Here is a 17,222-nt window from a genome sequence, read left to right as displayed (position 1 = left end):
CCTAAGCAATTTCAGCAAAAGCGGGAACCGGTTTTGCGCCCGAAATTGCGTCTTAACAGTCCTGGGGCTTTTCAACGAAAAGCCCTAGTGAAGATGAGGGTCGACATGAACCAAACCAATCGAACCATTCTGGTCTTCGGCGCAACCGGCCAGCAAGGCGGTTCGGCCGCTGCGGCGTTGCTCAAAGCCGGTTGGCGCGTCCGCGCCCTGGTGCGCAATCCGGCCTCGCCGAAAGCCGTGGCGCTCAGCGAAGCCGGCGCCGAACTGGTGCGCGGCGACTTTGCCGACACCGCCTCGCTCCGCGCCGCCATGGCCGGCGCTCATGGCGTGTTCAGCGTCCAGCCGAGCTCGGGCCAGGGGCCGGAGCTGGGGCTGACAGACGAGGAGGAGCTGCGCTACGGCACGCTGATCGCCGACCTCGCCGTTGAGACCGGCGTCCAGCATCTCGTCTACAGCTCCACCGGCGCCGTCGGCGACATGCCCACCGGCGTCGGCCATTTCGACATGAAGGCGCGGATCGAGGCGCATATCCGCACCCTGCCGGTCACCGCCACCATCCTGCGCCCCGCCGCCTTCATGGACATGCTCTTGATGCCGGGCTTCGGCCTCAGCGAGGGCCGCTTCACCTTCTTCGTCCGGCCCGACCAGGCGATGCAGCTGATCGCCGTCGAGGACATCGGCAAGTTCGTCGCCCTCGCCTTCGCCGACCCCACCCGCTTCGGCGGCGCAACCCTGGAGATCGCCAGCGACGAAGTAACCGGCGCCGACCTTGAGGCCGCCTTCAGCGAGGTGGCCGGCCGCCCGATCCCCTATCAGCGCTTCTCCGACGAGACGCTCACCGCGAACCCCTTCCTCGCCAAACTCACCGCCCTGTTCGACGCCGGCCGCCTCACCGGCAAGGCCGATCTCGTCGCCCTGAGGCAACTCGTCCCCGACCTCCGCCCCTTCCCCGCCTGGCTCGCCACCACAGGCCGCGCGCCTTTCGAAGCGGCGCAGAAGACCGGCGGCGCCTGGGCCTACGGGAACTAGCATCCCCGAAACGCGGGGGACCTCAGCAGCCTCTATAGGTCGCCTTTCTCACCCCGCCGCCGTCATCCTTGCCCTCACCTCGAGGAACGCCTCGGTCAGCCGCTTCAGCACCGGCGACGTCACGGTTCCCTGAGCGCCGCCGATCGGGTCCTCGATGTGGATGCGCCTCAGGTCCCCCATGAACTCGTCCCACAGCGCCGGGCCGCCAACCTCCAGCAGCTCGGCGCGGATGCTGAGGTCCTCGCTCACCGGCAGGTGCCGCCGCCCCCAGGCGCCGATCATCGCCAGCACCGGCACCAGTTGGATGGCCGGCTCGGTGAGGCTGTAGATGGCCTTCTGGCTATGGCTTGGGTCGTCAACCTTGCTGATGAGGCCGAGCGACGTGAGCCGCTTCAGCCGCGCCGCCAGGATGTTGGAGGCGATCCCCTCCTCCGATCGGCCCAGCAACTCGCGGAAATGTCGGCGGTTGCCGAACATGATGTCGCGGACGATGACAAGGCTCCACCGGTCGCCCAGCACCTCCATCGTCAGGTTGATCGGGCACCCCGAGCGCCGCTCGATATCCACTTCGACTCTCCTACAAAACAACTGCTTGCAATCTAGGATCAGTCATGTCAGCTTACAACTGGTTTTAATTCGCAATCAGTAGGAGGCTGACATGGGAAAAGTGCGCGTTGCAGCTTTTGCGTTGTCGATCGACGGGTTCGGCGCCGGACCGGAGCAGAGCCTGGAAAACCCGCTGGGCAAGCGCGGTGAGGAACTGCATGAGTGGATGTTCCCGACGCGGATGTTCCAGGCGATGATCGGCAAGGACGGCGGCACCGAGGGCGTGGACAACGGCTATGCCGCGCGGGCGATGGCCGGCTTCGGCGCCTTCATCTTGGGACGCAACATGTTCGGCCCCGTCCGGGGCGACTGGCCCGACGAGGCCTGGCGCGGCTGGTGGGGCGACAATCCGCCCTATCACACCCCCACCTTCGTGCTCACCCATTACCCGCGCAAATCCATCGAGATGGAGGGCGGCACGGTGTTCCATTTCGTCACCGGCGGTATCGGGGAGGCGCTGGAGCGAGCACGCGAGGCGGCCGGCGACAAGGACATCAAGATCGGCGGTGGCGTCAGCACCGTGCGGCAATACCTGCAAGCCGGCCTGATCGACGAGATGCACTTCGCCATCTCCCCGGTGCTGCTCGGCCGCGGCGAAGCCATGTTCGCCGGCATCGACATCCCCGCCCTGGGTTTCCGCGTGGCAAGTTCGGAGGCGACGGAACTCGCCACGCATGTCCTGCTGACAAAGGGATAGGAAATCAGGACGCGATCACCCGGCCGGGAACCTCCGGCTGGGCATGGGCGGAATGTCGTCCTTGCCGGCCATGACGTTCCAGTAGGCCCAGGAACGGACATCCATGATGCCGGGCGGCGCCTGTTCCAAGGCTTCCTTGAACCCGTCGTCGTCCACATAGCGGCGCACAACGGCCAGATCGTCTGGGCTGCCGTAGGTCATGACATAAGCGAGAAAACGCACCGGGTCGGCCAACGCCTTCTCCGGCGCCTCGAACCAGACCACGCGAGGGGCAACTTCCAGCAGGTCGGCGTTGAGGGGAAGCGGTTTCATGGCAGGGGCCGCTCCCTCACGGCCGCCAAACGCGGCAGGGCGTGGATATCGACCGCGCGAACGGCCTTCGCAAGATCCTTCCGAATGCCGGTCGGCAGATCGGTCAAGGCTGGATCGTCGTGATAACTGATCGCTTTCAACGCAATGAGCGGATTGAAACCCTCTGCGTAAATGATGGTTGCGGCGGCCAGCATGGTCGGCAGATCGATGCGGGCGACCGTCAGCAGGGCATGAAGATCGAGATAATCCTTCACCTCCGCCCGTTGGGTGATGACGGCCACCTTCATGCCGGAAAGATCGAGGAGAGACGCCACGGGAAACGCCGGACCTTCGACCGGATCGGCGGCCTCCACCTGCCCGATGCGAAGCCTGCCGAAAAAGGACAGCTGTACCGGCCCTCCCCGGTCGACCGAGACGGTCAGCGTATTGGCGGCGGATTGCTGGAGAATGCCGCCCTTGAGATACGGCAGAGCGTCATAGAGCTCTGCCGGAACGAAGGGCGCGGTGGAGAAGAAATCGAAATCGACTGAAAACCGATGCCCAAGCCGCAAGGCGATCGCCGTTCCGCCATAGAGGGTGAAGGCAGGCGGCGTTGCGACCAGCTCCGGCCATAGCCGTTGCTGCGGTTCGGGAAGAATTTCGAGGCGCGGTCGGAACATGGTTCATTATGAACTGGAATGCAGTCGAGTGAAAAGCCGGATTGAACCTGGGGCGTCGCGTTTTGCGTCGAAGCTTTTACTCCTGGTCGCACGGCGTTGGGCGCCCGATATAGGCCCTTGTCCCACCCCCCCATCACTCCTTCGTGTCCCTCCCCCTCCTTGACTTCCATCCCCTCTCATTCTCTAGTGCACTAGATACTAGGACGCTAGAGATGACCCCGGAACGCCAGACCATCGCCACCCAGCTCTCCTTCGCGCTTTACGGCGCGGCGAACCGGCTGGCGCGGCTGCACAAGCCGATCCTCGAGCCGCTCGGCCTCACCTTCCCGCAATATCTGGCGATCCTGGCGCTGCTCGATGGCGCGCCACTCAGCGTCGGCGCCCTCGGCGCCCGGCTCGACATGGACACTGGCACCATCACGCCGCTGGTCAAGCGGCTGGAAAGCGCCGGCTTCGTCACCCGCCGCCGCGACCCCGACGACGAGCGCCGCGTGCTGGTCGATCTCACCCCCCACGGCCGCTCGCTGGAGCCAGCGATCCGCGGCGTCACCACCAGGATCAAGACCGCCTGCCAGCTCACCGATCGCGGCGTCGACGATCTGCGCCAGACGCTCGAAGCGCTCGCCCGCCCGGCATCAACAGGAGACACCCCATGAAAATCGGCATCCTCGGCACCGGCAACATCGGCAAGACCCTGGCCCTCAAGCTCGCCGCCGCCGGCCATGACGTGAAGGCCGCCAACTCGCGCGGCCCCGACACCATCGACCCCAGCGTGCTCGCCAACGGCGCCCGCGCCGTCACCGCCGCCGACGCGGTGAAGGATGTCGACGCCGTCATCCTCACCATGCCGCTCGCCAGCCTGCGCGACGTCGCGCCGCTCATCTCGCCGCTGCCGGCCGAGACGGTGGTGATCGACACCTCCAACTATTACCCACACCGCGACGGCACCATTGAGGCCATCGAGGCCGGCGAGGCCGAAAGCGTCTGGGCGTCCAGGCTGCTGGGCCGGCCGATCGCCAAGGCCTGGAATTGCATCGGCACATCCTCATTCGCAAGCAAGGGCCAGCCGGCCGGCAGCCCCGGCCGCATCGCCCTGCCGGTTTCCGCCGACCGCGACGCCGATCGCAAGGTGGCGATGGCGCTGGTCGAGGACACTGGCTTCGATGCTTTCGACGCCGGCTCCCTCGCCGCCTCCTGGCGCCAGCAGCCCGGCGCGCCGGCCTACTGCACCGACCTCACCCTCAATGAACTGCCCGCCGCCCTCGCCGCGGCCGAGCGACACCGCCTGCCCAAGCGCCGCGAACTGACGCTCGCCATCATGGCCGAACGCTTCGGCGGCATCGTCACCAATGCCGACTCCGACTACCGCGTCCGCCTGGCCCGCGCGATCTACATGTGAGGTCAGGAGGCGGGGCCTGATATCGGCGTCTCGCTCCACCTCGGGACGAGAAATCTCAGCCGTCGATATCCGTCCCCCTCAATCCTGCATTGTCGGCCGGATGACGATGCTGCCGATCTCCACCCCCGGCGGCTGTTCCAGGGCGTAGGCGATCGCCTTGGCTACCGCTTCCGGCGGCAAGGCGATATCCTTCATCCGAGCGGCGACCGCTTCCTTCGCCGGCCCCTCCGGCATGGAATCTCCGAGGTTGGTGGCAACGAAGCCCGGCGAGATCTCCGTCACCCGGAGGCCGGCCTGCGATTCCTGCCGGAGCGCCTCGCTGATCGTCCGCACCGCGTTCTTGGTGGCGGCGTAGACGCCCATGGTCGGCACGATCTTCAGCCCGGCCGTCGACACCACGTTGACGATGTGGCCGCCGCCCGTCTCGAAGGCCGGCAACGCGGCGGCGATGCCGTTCAGCACGCCCCTGAGGTTGACGTCGATCATCGCCTCCCACTCGCCCACCTTCCCCTCGTCGAGACGGGACAGCGGCGCCACGCCGGCATTGTTGATCATCACGTCCAGCCGGCCGAACCGCTCGATGGCAAGGCTCACCAGCGCCTTCACCTCCTCCGCGCTGGTCACGTCGGTGGCGCGATAAGCCGCCTCGCCGCCGGTCGCCCGGATGCTCTCGGCCACCTCGGCGATCTGCGCTTCTCGCCGCGCGCCCAGCACCACCTTGGCGCCTAGGGAGCCCAGATGGACCGCCGTGGCGCGGCCGATGCCGGTGCCCGCGCCGGTGATGACGACGACCTTGTTTGCGATGGTCATGGCTTCACTCCATATCGTTGATAACCTGAATATGATATCAACGATAACATGCGGACGCTATCAACGCTACCCGTCCTCCGCTGCCAGTGATAATCTTGGGCCATGGAGAGCGAATCCGACGACAAATCCGCCCGTGCCCGCATTCTCGCGGCGGCCGAGGCGCTACTCCGCTCCGGCGGACCGGCGGCGCTGACCACTCGTGCCGTGGCGGCGGCGGCCGGGGTGCAGGCGCCCACCCTCTACCGGCTGTTCGGCGACAAGCAGGGCCTGCTCGAGGCCGCCGCCGAACATGGCCTCTGGGCTTACGTGGCGGCCAAGTCGACGCGCCAGCAATCGGCCGATCCGCTGGAAAACTTCCGCAGCGCCTTCGACCTGCACGTCGCCTTCGGCGTCGACAACCCCGCCCTCTACGCCATCCTCGCCGCGCCGCGTGAGGCGCCGGCCAGCGACACCGGCCTCGGCGTGCTCCGCCATTTCGTGCGGGCGCTGGCTGCCGCCGGTCGCCTCAGGATGGAAGAAAGCCGAGCGGCGGCGCTGATTACGGCCGTCGCCACCGGCACCGTGCTGACGCTCAACGCCATGCCGACCGACGCCCGCGACATGAGCCTCGCCGCCACCGCCCGCGAAGCGCTGATCGCCGCCATCACTCCAGGCAACACGGACACCACCCCCACGCCCACCGAAGGCCCCGAGGTCGCCGCCATTACGCTACGCGCCAACCTCGACAGCCTCAGCGCCCTCACCCCCGGCGAACGCCAGCTGATGGCCGAATGGCTCGACCGCATCGCCGGCGCCAAGCGTTCCTCCCCGGAGAGCGTCACAAAGATGCCACCCAGCGAGAGGATGACGGAAGCCAATCCGCCCCAATCCGGCAGGCATTGACGTGACGCGAGCCCCTTTCCGCACCCTCTCCGGCCGCTTCTACCGCACGGTCACCGTCGACCGCATAGCTCAGGTGCTCGATCCGCCAGGGCCGACCAGCGCCGGCCGCTATCATCGCCTGGGGCAGCCGGCGCTCTACACCAGCCCCGAGCCGGCATGGGCGATCATGGCAACGGCTGGCTACATGCGCGAGGATGGCCGCGCCCGCGTCGTCATCCCGCTGGAGATCAGCGAGGCCCGGGTGATCGACCAGCACGACGAGGCGGTCTGCGCCGCGCTGGGCATCGACCGCGACCACTCCAACCTCTCCTGGCGCGTCGCCCTCACCGAAGGCCGCGAGCCCCCCTCCTGGCGTAGCGCCGACCTCGCCCGCGCCGCCGGCGCCGACGGCATCATCGATCGCTCCCGCCAGATCGCCGGCGGCTGGCACCTCAATCTCTTCCGCTGGAACGAGCTCGGCGGCCCCAAGGTGGAAATCGTCGGCGATCCCATGCCGGTGGCGCTGACGGCCGATGGGCCGAAGTGGGGGCTTTAGGCCCTATATCAACCTCTCGCCCCATGTTGCCCGAGGTCCTCGGCCTACGCCGAGGAAGACAGACTGAAGGAAAGGGAAACAGCAGGATACGGGTTGAGAATTGGAGCGGCGGGATAGGGCGGAACAAGCTTGCTCGGGAATTTGCCTCGGGCGCGGGGCGCCGCCACCTATCCGCTTGTTCAATCATATAAAGCTGTTTTCCTCGGCGCAGGCCGAGGACCTCAGGACGAGAAGACGCAGCGGCCGATATCGCTCTCCCTCTCTGGCCTCCCCCTCTCAAAACCTCCATACTGCCGGCCGATCGCTCCACGAACGGACAGCCAATGACCATCAACACTGCCATGTGCGCCTGGGGCATGTCGGGCCGGGAGTTCCACGCGCCGCTGCTCCAAGCCGAGCCGCACCTCCGCCTCACCACCCTGCTGCGTCGCTCCGGCCCCGATGGCAGCGAACCCCAGGGCGTCACCTGTATTTCCGACTTCCAAGCGATCCTCGACGATCCCGCCATCGAGCTCGTCATCGTCAACACGCCCAACGAGCTGCATTTCTCCATGGCCAACGCGGCGCTCGCCGCTGGCAAGCACGTGGTGCTGGAAAAGCCGATCACCATCACCAAGGGCGACGCCCGTGCCCTGACCCGACAGGCGCATGATGCCGGCCGCATCCTCGCCGTCTTCCACAACCGCCGGCTCGACGCCGACTACCTGACGCTGAAGCGCCACCTCGACAGCGGCGACCTCGGCGATCTCGTCGAGCTGGAATGGCATTACGACCGCTACCGCGCCATCGTCACCCACAAGCAGTGGAAGGAAGACAACCTGCCCGGTGCCGGCACCTGGTTCGACCTCGGCATCCATCTGGTCGACGGCATGCTCGCCCTGTTCGGCCCGCCGCTTACCGTCGCCGCCGACATGGATTCGCTCCGCCGCCCCGGCGCCGCCACCGATTTCTTCGACGTCCGCTTCCGCTATCCCGGCCACCGCGTGCACCTCTGCGCCAGCACCTTCGTCCGCGAGCTCGGCCCTGTGATCGTCGCCCACGGCAAGAAGGGCTCGCTGGTCATCCCGCACGACAGCGCCCAGCCTAAGGACGAGCCGCCGACCGCCCTCCTCCACACCGAGTTGAGCGGCAAGGTGATCCGCGAACGCGTGCCGCTCGAACCCGCCCGTACCCACGATTTCTACGCCAACGTCGCCGATGCCATCAGCGGCAAAGCGCCCCTCGCCTTCACCCCAGAAGCAGCAACGGCGGCGCTCGCCCTTGTTCACAAGGCGATCGAGGCGGCGCGGCAGCCGGCCATGAGCTGCACCTAGGGAGCCCCATACCACCCCCTCGCCCCATCCTGCCTGAGGTCCACCTTGAATTCACGCGTGAATTCAAGCCCGCTTGCGCGGGGATGACATAATTATATATAAAACAATAAGATAGCTTGGCGCCGCTTTCTATCAAGCTGTCATCCCTGCGAAGGCAGGGACCTCAGGACGAGAAATCGCAACGCCCCTATAGAGCGCCGCCAGTGCTGCCGCCCGCTTGCGATCAATCAGAGCTATTTGATTGAGGCCGCCATGTACCTGTGAAAAGGTATCTCTCGCTGCGACTGTAGGCTCGCATAACTCTTCCGCCGGAAGACATCAAAGGACTTGGAAGCCGAATTGAAGATCGGCGCATTGGTGGAGATTAGCCATGACAGCGAAGCGTAAATATAAGAGCGACGCCTTCGAGGCCATCCACAGCGCCGTTCAGGGCATGTACGAAGCGGGCACCATCGACAAGGAAACGATGAGAACCTTCGACGACACATGCCTCTCGGTACCAGCCTCGCTCTCGCCGGAAGAGATCAAGGAACTGAGAGAGCGTAACCGCGTCAGCCAGCCGGTCTTTGCTCGCTATCTCAACACCAGCGAGTCCACAGTTCAGAAGTGGGAAACCGGCGCCAAACGTCCGAGCGGTCCGGCGCTGAAGCTGCTGGGAATCATCCAGAAGCACGGACTGCAGATGCTCGCTTGATCTTCACGTTTGCGCGCCCTCACACCCCCTCCATCCGCCGATCGAACGCCTCTCTTGCCTTCTCCACCTCGGGCAGCTTCTCCATGGTCCAGGCGTAGAGCGCGCCGAACGGCTCCACCAGGGTGCGGCCGAGCGGGGTGATCTCGTATTCCACCGCCACCGGAGATACCGGCAGGACACGGCGGACGATCAAGCCGTTGCGCTCGAGCTTGCGCAGGCACTGCGTCAGCGCCTTCTGCGTCACGCCTTCCAGCTGTCGCTTGATGGCGTTGAAGCGGGTCGGGCCGCGTCCCAGCACCGTCAGCACCATCATCGACCACTTGTCAGCGATCTGGTCGAACAGCACCCGGCTGGGGCAATCGGACGCGAAGAGGGTAACCCGGCAATCCGGCATCGCGGTTTCCTCCAGTATACTTGGGCGATTTAAGGTGCCTCATTGACACCACGTATACGAATTATACCTTAGCGTTTATTGATTGCAACGGAGCCTTGCCCATGACCTCCACCCCGTCCGATACGCTGTTTCGCCCGTTTTCCATCAAGAACTTGACCCTGCCCAACCGCATCGTCATGGCGCCGATGACCCGTGGCATGGCGCCCAATGGCATCCCCGGCGCCGCCAACGCCGCCTACTACCGCCGCCGCGCCGAAGGCGGTGTCGGGCTGATCCTGTCGGAGGGCACGGTGGTCGGTCGGCCCGCCTCGCGCAACCTGCCCGGCATCCCCTTCTTCCATGGCGAAGCGGCGCTCAATGGCTGGAAGCAGGTGATCGACGCCGTGCATGACGCCGGCGGCCGCATGGGCCCGCAGCTCTGGCACACCGGCTCGACGCGCGCCGGCGAATGGCAGCCCGAGGCTCCGGTGGAAAGCCCGTCCGGCCTGCTGGCGCCCGGCACGCCGCGCGGTGTCGCCATGACCGAGGAAGACATCGCCGACACCGTGGCGGCCTTCGCCAAGGCGGCGGCGGCAGCCAAACGGCTCGGCTTCGATCTGGTCGAGATCCACGGCGCCCACGGCTACCTGATCGACGAGTTCTTCTGGTCCGGCACCAACCAGCGCACCGACCGCTATAATGGCGCCAGCATCCGCGAGCGCTCGCGCTTTGCCGGCGAGGTGGTCGCCGCCATCCGCGCCGCCGTCGGCCCCGACTATCCGATCGTCCTGCGCGTCAGCCAGTGGAAGCAGCAGGATTACGCGGCCCGCCTCGCCCCGACGCCGGCGCTGATGACCGACTGGCTGGCCCCGCTGGTGGAAGCCGGCGTCGACATCCTGCACTGCTCGCAGCGCCGCTTCTGGGAGCCCGAGTTCCCCGAGGTCGATGGCGAAAACGGCCTCAACTTCGCCGGCTGGGCCAAGAAGCTGACTGGCGCCGCCACCATCAGCGTCGGCTCGGTGGGGCTATCCGGCGAATTCCTCAAGGCCTTCCAGGGCGAGGCTTCCTCGGCGGTCGGCCTCGACAATCTGCTGCAGCGCATGGACCGCGACGAGTTCGACCTGATCGCCGTGGGACGCGCCCTGATCTCCGACCCGCTGTGGGTCTCGAAGGTGCAGCGCGGCGATGCCAACAGCCTGAAAGGCTTCGACCCCGCCGCCCTCAAAGAGCTCGCCTGAGGATCGGTAAGGCAACAAGCTCAACCTAACGTCCCTCGGTGCGCCTTGCATCGAGGGACGCCCTATATCAACCGCCCGCTTCATTCTGCCCGAGGTTCTCGCTTTCGCAAGAAAGACAGAATTATATATATAAAACAAATATATAGATTGTCCTCCTTGCGAAAGCGAGGACCTCAGGAGGAGAAGGTGGGAAGGGATATATCAAGCTCCCAGAAAAAATTAGGCGGGCCGAAGCCCGCTCTCGCGGATTGGACAAGGCGCCCAATAGCCACCCATCGCCCAATCCTGCTCATGGTCAATGACAGTTGATCGCGTTCTTGTTTAAAAAGGGCGACGCGGTGCTCCTATGCGAGGGCCGTCTTGTGGTAGGTCGTCTCTCGCTCCTGAACCAGCTATACAGAGCGGAGTTTCGCCAAAGCGGGGTGAGCCATGTCGATGAAAACAGCCAATCCGGAGAACGCTGATGTCCAGGCGTTCTGCCGGGCCATTTCGCCCTCATCCCCTCTGTTCGTGAAGATCGCCCCCAGGGAAGATTGCACGCCGAAGGACAGCTTTGGCAATGTTCAGAAGCAGGTCGACCGGTTCGGCGGAGACATGCGCACCGGCTGGTCCATCAGGGACTGGCCGGGTGCCTACATCGAGGCCGAGCATCACGCTGTCTATGATCCCGGCAACGGAGCCGCCTGGGTTGATGTCACGCCGGCCGTCGATGGCGAAAGCCACCGGCTTTTCCTCCCCGATGAAACCGCAACCCACGACGCGGCCAACCCGGGCGTTCGCCGCGACAACATCCGGAAAGCCCACAATGACGACCCGCTGATTGCCGAGCTCTTCAAGGTCGCGGCGGAAAAGACGCGTCTGATGAACATGATCCCCGGCGTCGCCGCGGCTCACGTTCCGCCCGCGCTCAGACAACCCCTGTCTTTCATCGGGCAGAAGCACGTGCAGCTCTCTATCGAAGTCTCCATGCGCTACACCTCGCGCAACGACCCCTGCTTCTGCGGCAGCGGCAAGAAATTCAAACAGTGCCATGGGGCCAGGGGCACTTAACTCGGCGGGCCGTTCCATGCTGAACGAAGGAATGCGAGCTCGATTTGAAGCCGCGACCAGCGACGCCAACTCCAATTTCCCTCGTCGCGTCCCACGCGTGCGGGAGCCCTATATCCGCCTCGCGCTCCATCCTGCCTGAGGTCCTTCGCCTGCGCGAAGGATGACAGATTTATATTTAGGAAACAAACACCTAGACGGTCGCGAACCCTGCCATCATACTGTCATCCTTCGCGCAGGCCGCTTGATTTCACGCGTGAATTCAAGGTGGACCTCAGGACGAGAGGGCGTTAAGGGCCGCATCAGGCGCCTTTCAACCCCTGCTGATATGAAAAACCGCCCGCTGGAAGACCAACGGGCGGCTTGTTTTGGCAACTGGCAGCTTACTTCTTCACCGGCGCCTGCGTGGTCGCCGGGGCTGCGGCCGCCGGTGTGGCGGGCGCTGCAGCCGGGGCGGTCGCCACGGGGGCCGGCGTCTTGGCCGGAGCGGGCTTCACCGGCGCCTTGGCCGCCGTCACGGGCGGCGGAACGGCCGCTGGCGCGCAATTCTTGATGACCATCGCCTTGCGCACGGCTTCCTGCTCGCCCTTCAGCCGGCCGATCTCCGGCGCGATGTTGTCGCCGCTGAGGCTCGACACCGGCAGGCCGATCAGGATCACGCCGACCACGTCATTGGTGCGGGCCTTCTCCTGCTGCTGGGCAGCCGAGGCGTAAGCCGAGGAGAGCCGCAGCGTCTCCTCTGCGAGCTGCGGGCAGCTCCAGGCCTGATAGCTGACCTCGCTGACATAGGATGGCGCAATGCTCTCAGGGCTTTTGGCGCAAGCGCCAAGCGCGGCGGCAACGGCCACCACGCCGACAATCGTTAGCTTATTCAAGGTATCCCCCAGTTCGAATGGCAGGAACCTAAAGCCAAAATCGGAAGGCGTCTATTTAACGTTGTGGTTTTCAACCATTCGAAAGTTGAATCCGATCCCTTGCATTCGCCCTTTCACGCAACATATAAAGTTACATGAGAAAAGACAGCCGATTGTCGGGCGTGCTGCACGTCCTCCTTCACATGGCGGAAACGCCCGATCCGATCACCTCGGAAGCGTTGGCCGCCGCCATGCACACCAACCCCGTGGTTGTCAGGCGGATCATGGCCGGCCTGCGCGACAAGGGCTACGTCCGCTCCGAGAAGGGCCACGGCGGCGGCTGGACCATCGCCGCCGACCTCGCCACGCTGACACTGCGCGACATCTACGATGCGCTCGGCGAGCCGGACCTTCTCGCCATGGGCAACCGCACCGAGATGCCCGGCTGCCTGGTCGAGCAGGCGGTCAACGCCGCCCTGGGCGATGCGTTTGCCGAGGCCGAAGCCCTCCTCCTCCGCCGGTTCGGCGAAGTGACCCTCGCCGCGCTGAGCGCCGACTTCCACCGCCGCTACCTGGCGCGCGGTGGCTCTCCCGATCTGGAGCACAGCCATGCCCACTGATGTCGTCATCGTCGGCGGCGCCTTCGCCGGCCTCGCCGCCGCCACCTACCTCGGCCGCGCCCGCCGCAGCGTTCTCATCATCGACAAGGGCGAGCCGCGCAACCGCTTCGCCGCGGCGTCGCACGGCTTCCTCGGCTTCGACGGCAGCAACCCCGCCGACATTCTCGCCAGGGCGCGTGAGCAGCTTGCCGCCTATCCCACCGTGCGGCTGATCAACGGCGAAGCCGTCGCCGCCAGGGCCGAGGACGGCGGTTTTGCCTTCACGCTGGCAAGCGGCGAGACGCTCACCTCCCGCCTCGCCATCCTCGCCTTCGGCCTCCGCGACAGCCTCGATCCCATCCCCGGCCTTGCCGAGCGCTGGGGCAAGTCGGTGCTGCACTGCCCCTATTGCCATGGCTACGAGTATAGCGACCGCCGGCTCGGCGTGCTCTGGCGGACGCCGATGTCCGTCCATCAGGCCAGCCTCGTCGCCGAATGGGGGCCGACCACGCTCTACCTCAACGGCGCCGATCTCGCCCCGGACAGCGCCGCCACCCTCGCCGCGCGCGGCGTCCGGGTGGAACCGGCCAGGATAAAGGCCCTGATCGGCGAGGGCACCTTGCTCCAGGCCATCGAACTGGACGACGGCCGGGAGAGCCCGCTGGACGCGCTCTACGTGGCGCCGAAATCCACCCTGTCGAGCCCCATCGCCGCCGACCTCGGCGCGCTGATCGAGGACGGCCCGCTCGGCCCGATCCTCAAAACCAACGCCGAGAAAAAGACCACCGTGCCCGGTCTCTATGCCGCCGGCGACATCGCCCACGCCCCGCACAGCGTCAGCTTCGCCGTCGCCGACGGCGTGATGGCCGGCACCTCCGCCCACCGCACCCTCGTGTTTGGATGATCATGCAACCTTTCAACGATCCCACCTTCGTCGCCAGCTATGCCGACACCGCGCGGAAAATGGTGCCCGGCTACGCCGACCTCCATCGCATGACGGCGATCCTCCTGGCCGAGCACGCGCCCGCAGCTGCCGAGATCCTGGTGGTCGGCGCCGGCGGCGGCCTGGAGCTCAAGGCCTTCGCCGAGGCTGAGCCCGGCTGGCGCTTCACCGGCGTCGATCCCTCCGCCGAAATGCTCGATCTCGCCCGCCGCATCCTGGGTCCGCTCACGGCGCGCGCCGACCTCCATCAAGGCATCGTCGATGCCGCCCCCTCCGGCCCTTACGACGGCGCCACCTGCCTGCTGACGCTGCACTTCCTGAAGCGCGACGAGCGGCTCTCCACGCTCCGAGAGATCCACCGCCGCCTCAAACCCGGCGCGGCGCTGGTGGTGGCCCACCACAGCGCGCCGGACGGCGCCGACCTCCACCGCTGGCTCACCCGCTCCCTCGCCTTCGCCGGCAAGTCCACCGCCGAGACGGAAGCCGCCACCATGGCGACGCACCTGCCGGTGCTGACGACAGCGGACGACGAAGCCCTCCTCCGCGAGGCCGGCTTCTCCAGCATCGCCCTCTTCTACGCCGGCTTCTCGCTGCGCGGCTGGGTGGCGCTGGCGTGACATGGGAAGGCGGAGCCATAGCTTCGCCGTCTATGCCGCCGTCGGCAGCGGCTTCGCCCGCTCGATCCGTGCCAGTTCCTTGGGGCTGTTCATGGCCTCCCACAGGTCGCTGCGGCGCTGGATGTTCAGCCAGAAATCGGGGCTGTTGCCGAACACCCGCGCCAGGATGAGTGCGGTCGCCGCCGTCACGGTGCGGCGGTTGTTGCAGAGCTCGTTGACATGCTTGCGCTGAACGCCCATTGCCTCGGCCAGCGCCGCCTGGGTCAGGCCGAGCGGCTGCATGAACTCTTCCATCAGGATCTCGCCGACGGTCACCGGCTTGCGCTTGGTCATCAGCATGGGTCACCTCACCGATAGCTGTGGTCGTCGAGATAGAGATCCGAGGCTTCGCCGCGCCCACTGTCCCACCGGAAGATCAGCCTCTCCAGAGCAACCGAAAGGGTCTCTTTCCCAAGAGATCGCATAGAGCGTGCATACCCTGCTTGCTTTCGCTTATATGTTGTCCTCGAGGCAGAGACAACTTACGAGCAAGGGGAGCTCCTCCGAATGGTAATGATGCGTTGCATACAGGCAGCCTTCTGGACTGCGATATTGTTGGCGTCGCCGGCAATGGCAGAATCCCTCAAGCTCCAGGTTGAAAGCGGTTCAATAACCGACATCACAGGGAACCAAGGTGGCCACTTTTATGTGTCCATCACCAGCCAAAGCAGTCGTGACCTTTATAGTTTTACCGAACGCTACGTCGGCAAGAAAGTTGACATTCTTGTTGCCGGTACACTTATGGTATCGAGCATAATTCGCGAACCCATACACGGACGTGAGCTTCCGATAATGCTGTCGATGACTGATGCGGAGTGGCGGGAAACCATTGCCAAGCTCATCAAAGGTACGGCGACTCTGGAATTGCGAACCACGGCCCCATGAAGGGTCCTCTCTCAGATCCTCGCCTCGCCGCATTCAGCGCCTCGAACACCGACCACGCGACCGTGCCCGTCGAGGTGGACGGCGAGCTACAGCTTCGCGCGTCAGCGGTGCCGCACCATCAAGGCGTGAGCCCGCGCCAGAGAATGAAGTTCTCGTGCCGCTCCGCCCCCAGCTCGAAAGTGCGTGAGCCGTTCCGTTGGAACTGCTGCGCCTCGTAGAAACGGATGGCCGGCGCGTTCTCGTGGTTGACCATGAGCCAGACGCCCATGACGCCGCGACGCCGGCAGATGTCCGATGCATGGGCCAGAAGGGCCGTGCCGATGCCCTGCCGCGCGTGGCGGGCCCGAACGTAAAGCGTCGCGATCTCGGTGGTCAGCTCGGGAACCGTCGGGCAGACGGCAGCAAAGTTCATCCGGAGATAGCCGAGCAGGTGCTCGCCTCGCTCGCACTTCACGAAAGTCTGGCTGGGGCTGGATAGATGAGCCTCGAACTTGGCAGCTGTGAACTCGCTCAGCACATAGTCCGAGAAAGCCTGCCGGATACCGTCCCGCGCATAGGTATGCAGCCAGACCTCGATGGACAGCGCCGCCAGATTGGCCGCGTCGGCGGCACCCGCCACGCCATAGCGCAATTCCATTCAAGGCCTCCGTGGGGGCGGGTCGGCAGCCGCTATCGGCAGCGCCAGACAGGACGGCAATGGCCGTGAATGGCATCCTATATCGGCTCCGTCGCCTTTGGGAGAGGGAGAGTGGCAGATATCAGGCGCCTTTCGGCACTGATTCCTCGCGCCGTCCTTGACGCCATCCCCGTTGACCGTTGGCTCGGCGACACCTCACACCGCCGCCTTCAGCGCCTCCATCACCGCCCGCACGGCCGGCGCGTGGCTGAGGTCGCGATGGGTGACCAGCCATATGTCGCGCCGGAGCGGTTCTCGACCCTCATCGATGGCGACCAGGCGGGGCTCCGTCTCGGCGATGAAGTCGGGGAGAATGGCGACGCCGCCGTTCTCGATGGCCACCACCATATGAAGCTCGAGCGAACTGGCGAAGAAGCCGACGGGGCGGCCGGCGGCGAATTCCTTGAGGCGCCTCGATTGCGGCGTGTCGTCCATCGAGCCGCTGCCGTAGGCGATGAACTGCCAAGTCTCCGGCGAGGTCGCCTTGAGATAGCGCTCCGTCGCATAGAAATGGAAGGTCACTTCCCCGATGCGGCTGATGGTCAGATCGCCCTTGTCGGGGCGGCTAAGCCGCACAGCGACATCGGCCTCGCGCCGATCCAGCGAGGCGGCCCGCGTCTCGCCCACCACGTGGATCGTCAGGTCGGGGTGCTGCTGCCGGAGCCGCACCAACGGGCCGATCAGCCGCGCGGCCGTCAAGGCAGGCGGCGCGCTGACGGTGACGCTGCCGGAGAGGCCGATGTGCGACGCCGAGGCGAGGCGCGCGGCGCCGAGGGCCTCCTCTTCCATGCGTAGCGCCACGGCGGCCATGCGCTCGCCATCGGCGGTCAGCGTCACCTTCTTGCCGCGCCGATCGAGGAGACGCAGGCCGCATTCGGCCTCCAGCGCCGTGAGGCGTCGACTGACCGTCGCATGCTCGACACCCAGCTTGCGCGCCGCCGCCGAGAAACTTCTCTCGCGCGCCAGAACGGCCAGAAAGCGCAGGTTCTCCCAGTCGTACATGTCAATTTTTTCC

At 65.7% G+C, this 17,222-nt stretch carries 23 protein-coding genes; 14 read left to right on the top strand and 9 right to left on the bottom strand.

Features of this window, described 5'->3' with window-relative positions; translation table 11 throughout:
- Positions 1-105 precede the first annotated feature (105 nt).
- On the top strand, positions 106-1,029 hold the full coding sequence (locus tag G522_RS0124595; RefSeq protein WP_026793285.1) for an NmrA/HSCARG family protein: 924 nt from the start codon (positions 106-108) through the stop codon (positions 1,027-1,029).
- A 48-nt stretch (positions 1,030-1,077) separates the two neighbouring features.
- Here the strand turns inward: G522_RS0124595 and G522_RS0124590 are convergent, their stop codons facing one another.
- Positions 1,078-1,596: a winged helix-turn-helix transcriptional regulator gene (locus tag G522_RS0124590; RefSeq protein WP_026793284.1), complete on the bottom strand. Its 519-nt coding sequence runs from the start codon at positions 1,594-1,596 to the stop codon at positions 1,078-1,080.
- A gap of 91 nt (positions 1,597-1,687) precedes the next feature.
- Here G522_RS0124590 and G522_RS0124585 point away from each other — a divergent pair, with 91 nt between their 5' ends.
- Positions 1,688-2,332, top strand: a complete 645-nt coding sequence (locus tag G522_RS0124585) for a dihydrofolate reductase family protein (RefSeq protein ID WP_026793283.1) — start codon at positions 1,688-1,690, stop codon at positions 2,330-2,332.
- Positions 2,333-2,347: 15 nt separating this feature from the next.
- Here the strand turns inward: G522_RS0124585 and G522_RS0124580 are convergent, their stop codons facing one another.
- Together G522_RS0124580 and G522_RS0124575 are read right to left on the bottom strand one after the other, a co-directional pair.
- On the bottom strand, positions 2,348-2,644 hold the full coding sequence (locus tag G522_RS0124580; protein WP_026793282.1) for a hypothetical protein: 297 nt from the start codon (positions 2,642-2,644) through the stop codon (positions 2,348-2,350).
- Positions 2,641-3,303, bottom strand: coding sequence for a nucleotidyl transferase AbiEii/AbiGii toxin family protein (locus G522_RS0124575; protein WP_026793281.1), 663 nt, complete (start codon positions 3,301-3,303; stop codon positions 2,641-2,643). Before G522_RS0124575 ends, G522_RS0124580 begins: the two co-directional genes overlap by 4 nt.
- Positions 3,304-3,515: 212 nt before the next feature.
- Here G522_RS0124575 and G522_RS0124570 point away from each other — a divergent pair, with 212 nt between their 5' ends.
- Positions 3,516-3,959, top strand: a complete 444-nt coding sequence (locus G522_RS0124570; RefSeq protein WP_026793280.1) for a MarR family winged helix-turn-helix transcriptional regulator — start codon at positions 3,516-3,518, stop codon at positions 3,957-3,959.
- On the top strand, positions 3,956-4,702 hold the full coding sequence (locus tag G522_RS0124565) for an NADPH-dependent F420 reductase (protein WP_026793279.1): 747 nt from the start codon (positions 3,956-3,958) through the stop codon (positions 4,700-4,702). The genes G522_RS0124570 and G522_RS0124565 overlap by 4 nt, the downstream gene beginning before the upstream one ends.
- Before the next feature lie 78 nt (positions 4,703-4,780).
- On the opposite strand, the gene G522_RS0124560 is transcribed toward G522_RS0124565, so the two are convergent.
- Positions 4,781-5,512 carry an SDR family oxidoreductase gene (locus G522_RS0124560; protein ID WP_026793278.1) on the bottom strand — a complete coding sequence of 244 codons (732 nt, stop codon included), beginning with the start codon at positions 5,510-5,512 and terminating at the stop codon, positions 4,781-4,783.
- Between the two features lie 102 nt (positions 5,513-5,614).
- Here G522_RS0124560 and G522_RS28660 point away from each other — a divergent pair, with 102 nt between their 5' ends.
- The 4 genes from G522_RS28660 (at position 5,615) to G522_RS0124540 (ending at position 8,936) form a co-directional block, all read left to right on the top strand.
- Complete coding sequence (locus G522_RS28660) at positions 5,615-6,394, top strand: TetR/AcrR family transcriptional regulator (RefSeq protein ID WP_084633392.1); 780 nt, start codon at positions 5,615-5,617, stop codon at positions 6,392-6,394.
- Between the two features lies 1 nt (position 6,395).
- A complete protein-coding gene (locus G522_RS0124550; protein ID WP_084633391.1) occupies positions 6,396-6,929 on the top strand; it encodes an RES family NAD+ phosphorylase in 534 nt (177 codons plus the stop codon).
- A 323-nt stretch (positions 6,930-7,252) separates the two neighbouring features.
- Entirely contained in the window at positions 7,253-8,242 is a 990-nt protein-coding gene (locus G522_RS0124545) for a Gfo/Idh/MocA family oxidoreductase (protein WP_026793276.1), read from the top strand.
- A gap of 370 nt (positions 8,243-8,612) precedes the next feature.
- A complete protein-coding gene (locus G522_RS0124540; protein WP_026793275.1) occupies positions 8,613-8,936 on the top strand; it encodes a helix-turn-helix domain-containing protein in 324 nt (107 codons plus the stop codon).
- 19 nt (positions 8,937-8,955) lie between these two features.
- Here the strand turns inward: G522_RS0124540 and G522_RS0124535 are convergent, their stop codons facing one another.
- Positions 8,956-9,330, bottom strand: coding sequence for a winged helix-turn-helix transcriptional regulator (locus G522_RS0124535; RefSeq protein ID WP_026793274.1), 375 nt, complete (start codon positions 9,328-9,330; stop codon positions 8,956-8,958).
- 101 nt (positions 9,331-9,431) lie between these two features.
- On the opposite strand from G522_RS0124535, the gene G522_RS0124530 reads away from it, so the two are divergent.
- Together G522_RS0124530 and G522_RS0124525 are read left to right on the top strand one after the other, a co-directional pair.
- The gene (locus G522_RS0124530; RefSeq protein ID WP_026793273.1) at positions 9,432-10,547 is read left to right on the top strand and encodes an NADH:flavin oxidoreductase; all 1,116 of its coding nucleotides are present in this window, start codon (positions 9,432-9,434) and stop codon (positions 10,545-10,547) included.
- A gap of 435 nt (positions 10,548-10,982) precedes the next feature.
- Positions 10,983-11,597 carry an SEC-C metal-binding domain-containing protein gene (locus G522_RS0124525; protein ID WP_169453610.1) on the top strand — a complete coding sequence of 205 codons (615 nt, stop codon included), beginning with the start codon at positions 10,983-10,985 and terminating at the stop codon, positions 11,595-11,597.
- 380 nt (positions 11,598-11,977) lie between these two features.
- Here G522_RS0124525 and G522_RS30600 read toward each other — a convergent pair whose 3' ends face one another.
- On the bottom strand, positions 11,978-12,469 hold the full coding sequence (locus G522_RS30600; protein WP_245586733.1) for a hypothetical protein: 492 nt from the start codon (positions 12,467-12,469) through the stop codon (positions 11,978-11,980).
- A gap of 134 nt (positions 12,470-12,603) precedes the next feature.
- Here G522_RS30600 and G522_RS0124515 point away from each other — a divergent pair, with 134 nt between their 5' ends.
- Genes G522_RS0124515 through G522_RS0124505 form a run of 3 tightly spaced genes read left to right on the top strand, consistent with a single transcriptional unit; the run spans position 12,604 to position 14,607 of the window.
- A complete protein-coding gene (locus G522_RS0124515) occupies positions 12,604-13,068 on the top strand; it encodes an Rrf2 family transcriptional regulator (RefSeq protein ID WP_026793271.1) in 465 nt (154 codons plus the stop codon).
- On the top strand, positions 13,058-13,951 hold the full coding sequence (locus G522_RS0124510; protein WP_026793270.1) for an NAD(P)/FAD-dependent oxidoreductase: 894 nt from the start codon (positions 13,058-13,060) through the stop codon (positions 13,949-13,951). Before G522_RS0124515 ends, G522_RS0124510 begins: the two co-directional genes overlap by 11 nt.
- A 2-nt stretch (positions 13,952-13,953) precedes the next feature.
- Positions 13,954-14,607 carry a class I SAM-dependent methyltransferase gene (locus G522_RS0124505; RefSeq protein ID WP_026793269.1) on the top strand — a complete coding sequence of 218 codons (654 nt, stop codon included), beginning with the start codon at positions 13,954-13,956 and terminating at the stop codon, positions 14,605-14,607.
- A 30-nt stretch (positions 14,608-14,637) separates the two neighbouring features.
- Here the strand turns inward: G522_RS0124505 and G522_RS0124500 are convergent, their stop codons facing one another.
- On the bottom strand, positions 14,638-14,946 hold the full coding sequence (locus G522_RS0124500; protein WP_026793268.1) for a HigA family addiction module antitoxin: 309 nt from the start codon (positions 14,944-14,946) through the stop codon (positions 14,638-14,640).
- A 207-nt stretch (positions 14,947-15,153) separates the two neighbouring features.
- Between G522_RS0124500 and G522_RS0124495 the strand changes: the two genes are divergently transcribed.
- Positions 15,154-15,531: a hypothetical protein gene (locus G522_RS0124495; RefSeq protein WP_026793267.1), complete on the top strand. Its 378-nt coding sequence runs from the start codon at positions 15,154-15,156 to the stop codon at positions 15,529-15,531.
- A gap of 118 nt (positions 15,532-15,649) precedes the next feature.
- Here the strand turns inward: G522_RS0124495 and G522_RS0124490 are convergent, their stop codons facing one another.
- Entirely contained in the window at positions 15,650-16,168 is a 519-nt protein-coding gene (locus tag G522_RS0124490; RefSeq protein ID WP_026793266.1) for a GNAT family N-acetyltransferase, read from the bottom strand.
- Positions 16,169-16,363: 195 nt separating this feature from the next.
- Positions 16,364-17,209 carry a LysR family transcriptional regulator gene (locus tag G522_RS0124485; RefSeq protein WP_026793265.1) on the bottom strand — a complete coding sequence of 282 codons (846 nt, stop codon included), beginning with the start codon at positions 17,207-17,209 and terminating at the stop codon, positions 16,364-16,366.
- Positions 17,210-17,222: the final 13 nt, after the last annotated feature.

The sequence above is a fragment of the Pleomorphomonas oryzae DSM 16300 genome (genome assembly GCF_000422965.1).
GTDB lineage: Bacteria > Pseudomonadota > Alphaproteobacteria > Rhizobiales > Pleomorphomonadaceae > Pleomorphomonas > Pleomorphomonas oryzae.
The sequence above is the reverse complement of the archived record's forward strand: the minus strand, read 5'-3'. Positions and strand labels throughout refer to the sequence as shown.

What these genes read in the sequence shown, in the direction of transcription:
- G522_RS0124535 (WP_026793274.1), bottom strand. Translation starts at nt 9,330, where the DNA reads ATGCCGGATTGCCGGGTTACCCTCTTCGCGTCCGATTGCCCCAGCCGG.
- G522_RS0124575 (WP_026793281.1), bottom strand. Translation starts at nt 3,303, where the DNA reads ATGTTCCGACCGCGCCTCGAAATTCTTCCCGAACCGCAGCAACGGCTA.
- G522_RS0124585 (WP_026793283.1), top strand. Translation starts at nt 1,688, where the DNA reads ATGGGAAAAGTGCGCGTTGCAGCTTTTGCGTTGTCGATCGACGGGTTC.
- G522_RS0124545 (WP_026793276.1), top strand. Translation starts at nt 7,253, where the DNA reads ATGACCATCAACACTGCCATGTGCGCCTGGGGCATGTCGGGCCGGGAG.
- G522_RS0124510 (WP_026793270.1), top strand. Translation starts at nt 13,058, where the DNA reads ATGCCCACTGATGTCGTCATCGTCGGCGGCGCCTTCGCCGGCCTCGCC.
- G522_RS0124500 (WP_026793268.1), bottom strand. Translation starts at nt 14,946, where the DNA reads ATGCTGATGACCAAGCGCAAGCCGGTGACCGTCGGCGAGATCCTGATG.
- G522_RS0124515 (WP_026793271.1), top strand. Translation starts at nt 12,604, where the DNA reads ATGAGAAAAGACAGCCGATTGTCGGGCGTGCTGCACGTCCTCCTTCAC.
- G522_RS0124495 (WP_026793267.1), top strand. Translation starts at nt 15,154, where the DNA reads ATGGTAATGATGCGTTGCATACAGGCAGCCTTCTGGACTGCGATATTG.
- G522_RS0124525 (WP_169453610.1), top strand. Translation starts at nt 10,983, where the DNA reads ATGAAAACAGCCAATCCGGAGAACGCTGATGTCCAGGCGTTCTGCCGG.
- G522_RS0124540 (WP_026793275.1), top strand. Translation starts at nt 8,613, where the DNA reads ATGACAGCGAAGCGTAAATATAAGAGCGACGCCTTCGAGGCCATCCAC.
- G522_RS0124505 (WP_026793269.1), top strand. Translation starts at nt 13,954, where the DNA reads ATGCAACCTTTCAACGATCCCACCTTCGTCGCCAGCTATGCCGACACC.
- G522_RS0124580 (WP_026793282.1), bottom strand. Translation starts at nt 2,644, where the DNA reads ATGAAACCGCTTCCCCTCAACGCCGACCTGCTGGAAGTTGCCCCTCGC.
- G522_RS28660 (WP_084633392.1), top strand. Translation starts at nt 5,615, where the DNA reads ATGGAGAGCGAATCCGACGACAAATCCGCCCGTGCCCGCATTCTCGCG.
- G522_RS0124485 (WP_026793265.1), bottom strand. Translation starts at nt 17,209, where the DNA reads ATGTACGACTGGGAGAACCTGCGCTTTCTGGCCGTTCTGGCGCGCGAG.
- G522_RS0124595 (WP_026793285.1), top strand. Translation starts at nt 106, where the DNA reads ATGAACCAAACCAATCGAACCATTCTGGTCTTCGGCGCAACCGGCCAG.
- G522_RS0124490 (WP_026793266.1), bottom strand. Translation starts at nt 16,168, where the DNA reads ATGGAATTGCGCTATGGCGTGGCGGGTGCCGCCGACGCGGCCAATCTG.
- G522_RS0124570 (WP_026793280.1), top strand. Translation starts at nt 3,516, where the DNA reads ATGACCCCGGAACGCCAGACCATCGCCACCCAGCTCTCCTTCGCGCTT.
- G522_RS0124560 (WP_026793278.1), bottom strand. Translation starts at nt 5,512, where the DNA reads ATGACCATCGCAAACAAGGTCGTCGTCATCACCGGCGCGGGCACCGGC.
- G522_RS0124530 (WP_026793273.1), top strand. Translation starts at nt 9,432, where the DNA reads ATGACCTCCACCCCGTCCGATACGCTGTTTCGCCCGTTTTCCATCAAG.
- G522_RS0124565 (WP_026793279.1), top strand. Translation starts at nt 3,956, where the DNA reads ATGAAAATCGGCATCCTCGGCACCGGCAACATCGGCAAGACCCTGGCC.